4 protein-coding genes are annotated in these 5,135 nt (G+C 68.3%); 3 read left to right on the top strand and 1 reads right to left on the bottom strand.

Annotated features, from left to right (window positions below):
* Both dgoD and ACWDTP_RS37225 read left to right on the top strand, forming a co-directional pair.
* The coding region (gene dgoD, locus ACWDTP_RS37230) for a galactonate dehydratase (RefSeq protein ID WP_450028231.1) at positions 1 to 875 on the top strand (875 nt) is incomplete at its 5' end.
* 5 nt (positions 876 to 880) lie between these two features.
* Positions 881 to 2,191 carry an MFS transporter gene (locus tag ACWDTP_RS37225; RefSeq protein ID WP_450028230.1) on the top strand — a complete coding sequence of 437 codons (1,311 nt, stop codon included), beginning with the start codon at positions 881 to 883 and terminating at the stop codon, positions 2,189 to 2,191.
* 9 nt (positions 2,192 to 2,200) lie between these two features.
* Here ACWDTP_RS37225 and ACWDTP_RS37220 read toward each other — a convergent pair whose 3' ends face one another.
* Positions 2,201 to 2,977 (bottom strand): oxidoreductase, encoded by a 777-nt coding sequence (locus tag ACWDTP_RS37220; protein WP_450028229.1) that lies wholly within the window; start codon positions 2,975 to 2,977, stop codon positions 2,201 to 2,203.
* A 126-nt stretch (positions 2,978 to 3,103) separates the two neighbouring features.
* Between ACWDTP_RS37220 and acs the strand changes: the two genes are divergently transcribed.
* Complete coding sequence (gene acs, locus ACWDTP_RS37215; RefSeq protein WP_450028228.1) at positions 3,104 to 5,065, top strand: acetate--CoA ligase; 1,962 nt, start codon at positions 3,104 to 3,106, stop codon at positions 5,063 to 5,065.
* Positions 5,066 to 5,135: the final 70 nt, after the last annotated feature.

Genomic DNA, 5,135 nt, shown 5'->3' with positions numbered 1-5,135 from the left:
ACATCAAGGGCAAGGCGTTCGGTGTCCCGGCGTATGAACTGCTGGGCGGGCGGGTCCGCGACCAGATCAAGGTCTACTCCTGGATCGGCGGGGATCGCCCATCCGAAACCGCCAGGGCCGCACAGGAAGTAGTCGGTCTCGGCTTCACCGCCGTGAAGATGAACGGCACCGAGGAACTGCAGTACGTCGACTCCTGGGACAAGGTGGACCGGGCGGTCGCCAGTGTCGCGGCGGTCCGCGACGCGGTGGGGCCGAACATCGGCATCGGCGTGGACTTCCATGGGCGGGTGCACAAGCCGATGGCCAAGGTGCTGCTGCGCGAGCTGGAACCGTACCGGCTGATGTTCGTCGAGGAACCGGTGCTCTCCGAACACGTCGACGGATTCCTCGACGTCCTGAGGCAGTCACCGATTCCGATCGCGCTGGGCGAAAGACTGTTCTCCCGTTGGGATTTCAAATCAGTCATCACCAGTGGCGCGGTCGACATCATCCAGCCGGATCCGTCGCACTGCGGCGGCATCACCGAGGCCCGCAAGATCGCGCACATGGCCGAGGCCTATGACGTCGCGCTCGCGCTGCACTGCCCGCTGGGGCCGATCGCGCTGGCCGCCTGCCTGCAGATCGACGCGGGCTGCTACAACGCCACGATCCAGGAACAGAGCCTGGGCATCCACTACAACACGACCAACGATCTGCTCGACTATCTCGCCGATCCGGCCGTGTTCACCTACGCCGAAGGGCAGGTGCGGATCCCGTCCGGGCCCGGCCTCGGCATCGAGATCAACGAGGAGTACGTGGCCGAGCGGGCGGCCCAAGGACATCGCTGGCGCAACCCCGTCTGGCGCCACACCGACGGATCCGTGGCGGAGTGGTGAGGGACATGACTGAGAACAAGACCGTGGCGGCACCGCAGCGGCTGGCCGCCCAGGCGTCTCGGGCCCGCTGGCTGATCGCGGTGCTGCTGTTCGTCACCGTGGTGATCAACTACATGGACCGCGCCAACCTGTCCATCGCCATGCCCGCGATCGCCGACGAGATGGATCTGTCCAAGGCCCAGCAGGGCCTGCTGCTGTCGGCGTTCGGCTGGACCTATGCGGCACTGCAGATCCCGGGCGGCTGGCTGGTCGACCGCATCCGGCCGCGGGTGCTGTACCCGCTGTGCCTGGCCCTGTGGTCGCTGGCGACGGTGTTCATGGGCGTCATCGGCGGATTCGTGGCGCTCATCGCGCTGCGCCTGCTGGTCGGGATCTTCGAGGCCCCGGCCTACCCGATCAACAACCGGGTCGCGACGGCGTGGTTCCCGGAGCGCGAACGGGCGACGGTGATCGGCTTCTACACGTCCGGCCAGTTCATCGGCCTGGCCCTGCTGACCCCGATCCTGTCCTGGCTGCAATCGGTGCTGAGCTGGCATTGGGTGTTCATCGTCACCGGCGCCATCGGGCTGGTCTGGGCCGCGGTCTGGTACCTGTGCTACCGCAACCCGCGCGAATCGCGCGCCAACGCCGCCGAACTCGAGCACATCGAAAGTGGCGGCGGGCTGGTCGATGTCGTCGACGAGCAACCCCAGCGCGCGGCGGTCACCCGCGCCGACGTCGCGACGGTGCTGGGACGGCGAAAGCTGTGGGGCATCTATCTCGGGCAGTTCTGCCTGACCTCGACGCTGTGGTTCTTCCTGACCTGGTTCCCGACCTATCTGGTCGAGTACCGCGACATGGACTACATCAAGACCGGGTTCCTGGCTTCGCTGCCGTTCATCGCGGCGCTGATCGGCGTGCTGTTCTCCGGTGTGCTCTCCGATCTTCTGCTGCGGCGCGGTGTTTCGCTCGGCGCGGCACGCAAGGGCCCGATCATCACCGGCCTGCTGCTGACCATCGCGATGCTCGGCGCGAACTTCACCGACTCCACGGCCATGGTGGTGCTGTTCCTGTCGATCGCCTTCTTCGGCAACGGGCTCGCCTCGATCACCTGGTCCCTGGTGTCGGCGCTGGCGCCGCAGCGCCTGCTCGGGCTGACCGGCGGCATGTTCAACTTCATCGGCAACCTGTCGTCGATCGCGACGCCGATCATCATCGGCCTGCTGGTGACCGACGAGAGTTTCGCGCCAGGGTTCGTCTACATGACGGTGGTCACCGCGATCGGCATCGCCAGCTATGTATTCCTAGTGGGACGGGTCGAGCGGGTCTCGGACTGACCGGCCCGGTCAATCCAGCGACGCCTGCGCGATCTGCAGCGCCTCCCGGGCGCCCGCATGCAGGCCCTGACAGCTCAGCAGCAACCAGGCGGTGAGGCCGTCCGGGGTGCCCGACGCGAATCCGCGGGCGGCCGCCCGGTAGTCCCCGGATTTCTTCATCCAGTGCACCTCGGGCACCCCGAGGCCGTGCGGATCCAGGCCGCTGGCGATCGTCACCAGCCGCGAGACGGCGCGGGCCACCACGCCGTCCGCGGTGCCGAACGGCGACAGGGCCAGCAGCTCACCGTGCGCGACGCCGGCCAGCACCGGGGCGGGCACCCGCGATCCGCCGGTCAGGAGCTCCACCAGCAGCCCGAGCCTGCGGCCCACGTCCGAATCGGTCCGTGGACGGCCGAGGTGCGCATCCTCGGCGAGATCGGCGGCGGCCAGGGCGTGCAGCCGGGCCAGCGCCTGCAGCGGGGCCCGCTGCCACACCGTGACCAGCGACGTCGCACCGCCCTCAAGGGCCTCGGCGACGCGGATCGCGCCCGCCGTCACCGGATCGGGTTCACCGTCCGGAGAGGCCTGCAGCGAGCCCCCGTCGAGCACCGCCGAGGCCCTGGCCGCCCGCAGCGCGGCCTCGGCCGCGGACTGGGGCCAGCCGCGCAGATTGACCTTGTGGCGATGCGCCCGGCCCAGCGCATCGCGGGCCTCGTCGCTGGCCGCGGCCACGCCGGGCAACTCGACGAGCGGGGCGAGTGGATCGGTGCCGGCAGGCTCCTCGCGCGGGCGCTCGTGGGGGGTCATCGTGATCACGCTAGCCGACCGCTGAACACGATCTGGCCGACCGCTCGGCGCATCAGGACAGCCGTCCAGCAGCTGGGCTGTGAGACTCCAACGCCGTTGCAACGTTCGGTGACTAGGCTCACAGCCATGTCGAACCCGTCAGTCACGCACGCCGAAGTTCCGTCAGCCTATCCGCCGCCCGCCGGTTTCGCCGCCGAAGCCAACGCGACGGGCGAGCTGTATGAGCAGGCCGAGGCCGATCGGCTGGCGTTCTGGGAGGCCCAGGCGAACCGGCTGGCCTGGCAGACGCCGTTCACCGAGGTGCTGGACTGGTCGGGAGCACCGTTCGCCAAGTGGTTCGTCGGCGGCAAGCTCAACGTCTCCTACAACTGCGTGGACCGCCATGTCGAGGCCGGCAACGGGGACCGGGTCGCGATCCACTGGGAGGGCGAGCCGGTCGGCGACAGCCGCGACATCACCTACGCCCAGCTCAAGGACGAGGTGAGCCGGGCCGCCAATACGCTGACCGGCCTCGGCCTGGTCGCCGGTGACCGGGTGGCGATCTACATGCCGATGGTGCCCGAGGCGATCGTGGCGATGCTGGCCTGCGCGCGGCTGGGGGTCATGCACTCGGTGGTGTTCGCCGGGTTCTCGGCCTCAGCGCTCAAAGCCCGCATCGCCGACGCCGAGGCCAAACTGGTCATCACCACCGACGGGCAGTACCGCCGGGGCAAGGCCGCATCGCTCAAGGCCGCCGTAGATGAAGCAGTCAAGGGTCAGCCCTCGGTCGAACACGTCCTGGTGGTGCGGCGCACCGGAATCGACGTCGAGTGGACCGACGGCCGTGACCTGTGGTGGCACGAGACCGTCGACGGCGCATCGCCGGAGCACACCCCCGACGCGTTCGACTCCGAGCACCCGTTGTTTCTGCTGTACACCTCGGGCACCACCGGCAAGCCGAAAGGCATCGTGCACACCTCGGGTGGTTTCCTGACCCAGGCGTCCTACACCCACCACAACGTCTTCGACATCAAACCCGAATCCGACGTGTACTGGTGCACCGCCGATATCGGCTGGGTCACCGGCCACACCTACATCGTGTACGGGCCGCTGTCCAACGGCGCCACCCAGGTGGTCTACGAGGGCACGCCGACCTCGCCTACCGAGCACCGGCATTTCGAGGTCATCGAAAAGTACGGCGTCACCATCTATTACACGGCGCCGACGCTGATCCGCACCTTCATGAAGCTGGGCCGCCAGATCCCCGCCGGGCACAACCTGACCAGCCTGCGGCTGCTCGGGTCGGTCGGCGAGCCGATCAACCCCGAGGCCTGGCGCTGGTACCGGGAAGCGTTCGGCGCCGACAAGACCCCGATCGTGGACACCTGGTGGCAGACCGAGACGGGCGCCATCATGATCTCGCCGCTGCCCGGCGTCACGGCCACCAAACCGGGCTCGGCGATGACCCCGCTGCCGGGCATCTCGGCCAAGATCGTCGACGATGCCGGTAACGAGCTGGTGCCCGGCGCCGACGAGGCCGAACACGTCACCGGCTACCTGGTCCTCGACAAGCCGTGGCCGGCGATGCTGCGCGGCATCTGGGGTGACCCGGAACGCTTTACCGACACCTATTGGTCGCGGTTCGCCGAGCAGGGCTGGTACTTCGCAGGCGACGGCGCCCGCTACGACGCCGACGGCAACATCTGGGTGCTCGGGCGCATCGACGATGTCATGAATATCTCCGGGCACCGCATCTCGACCGCCGAGGTGGAATCGGCGCTGGTCGGACATTCCGGGGTGGCCGAGGCCGCGGTCGTGGGGGCCAGCGACGACACCACCGGACAGGCCATCTGCGCCTTCGTGATCCTCAAGGCCAGTGCGCACGGCGGCGCCGAGGATATGGTTGATGCCCTCAAAGCCCAGGTGGCTCAGGAGATTTCGCCGATCGCCCGGCCCCGCGAGATCCATGTGGTGCCCGAGCTGCCCAAGACTCGCAGCGGCAAGATCATGCGAAGGCTGCTCCGTGATGTCGCGGAGGGCCGCGAACTCGGCGACACCTCGACCCTGGTCGACCCCAGCGTGTTCGAGGCCATCCGAGCCGGCAAGTAACCCCGCGACTCCCCCGCGAGCAGACGCAAAACTGCCCCAAAACACTGGTTTTGGGGCAGTTTTGTGTCTG

Source organism: Mycobacterium sp. NPDC003449, from assembly GCF_053588415.1.
Note: the sequence above shows the minus strand (reverse complement) of the source record. Positions and strands in the feature narration are given on the sequence as shown.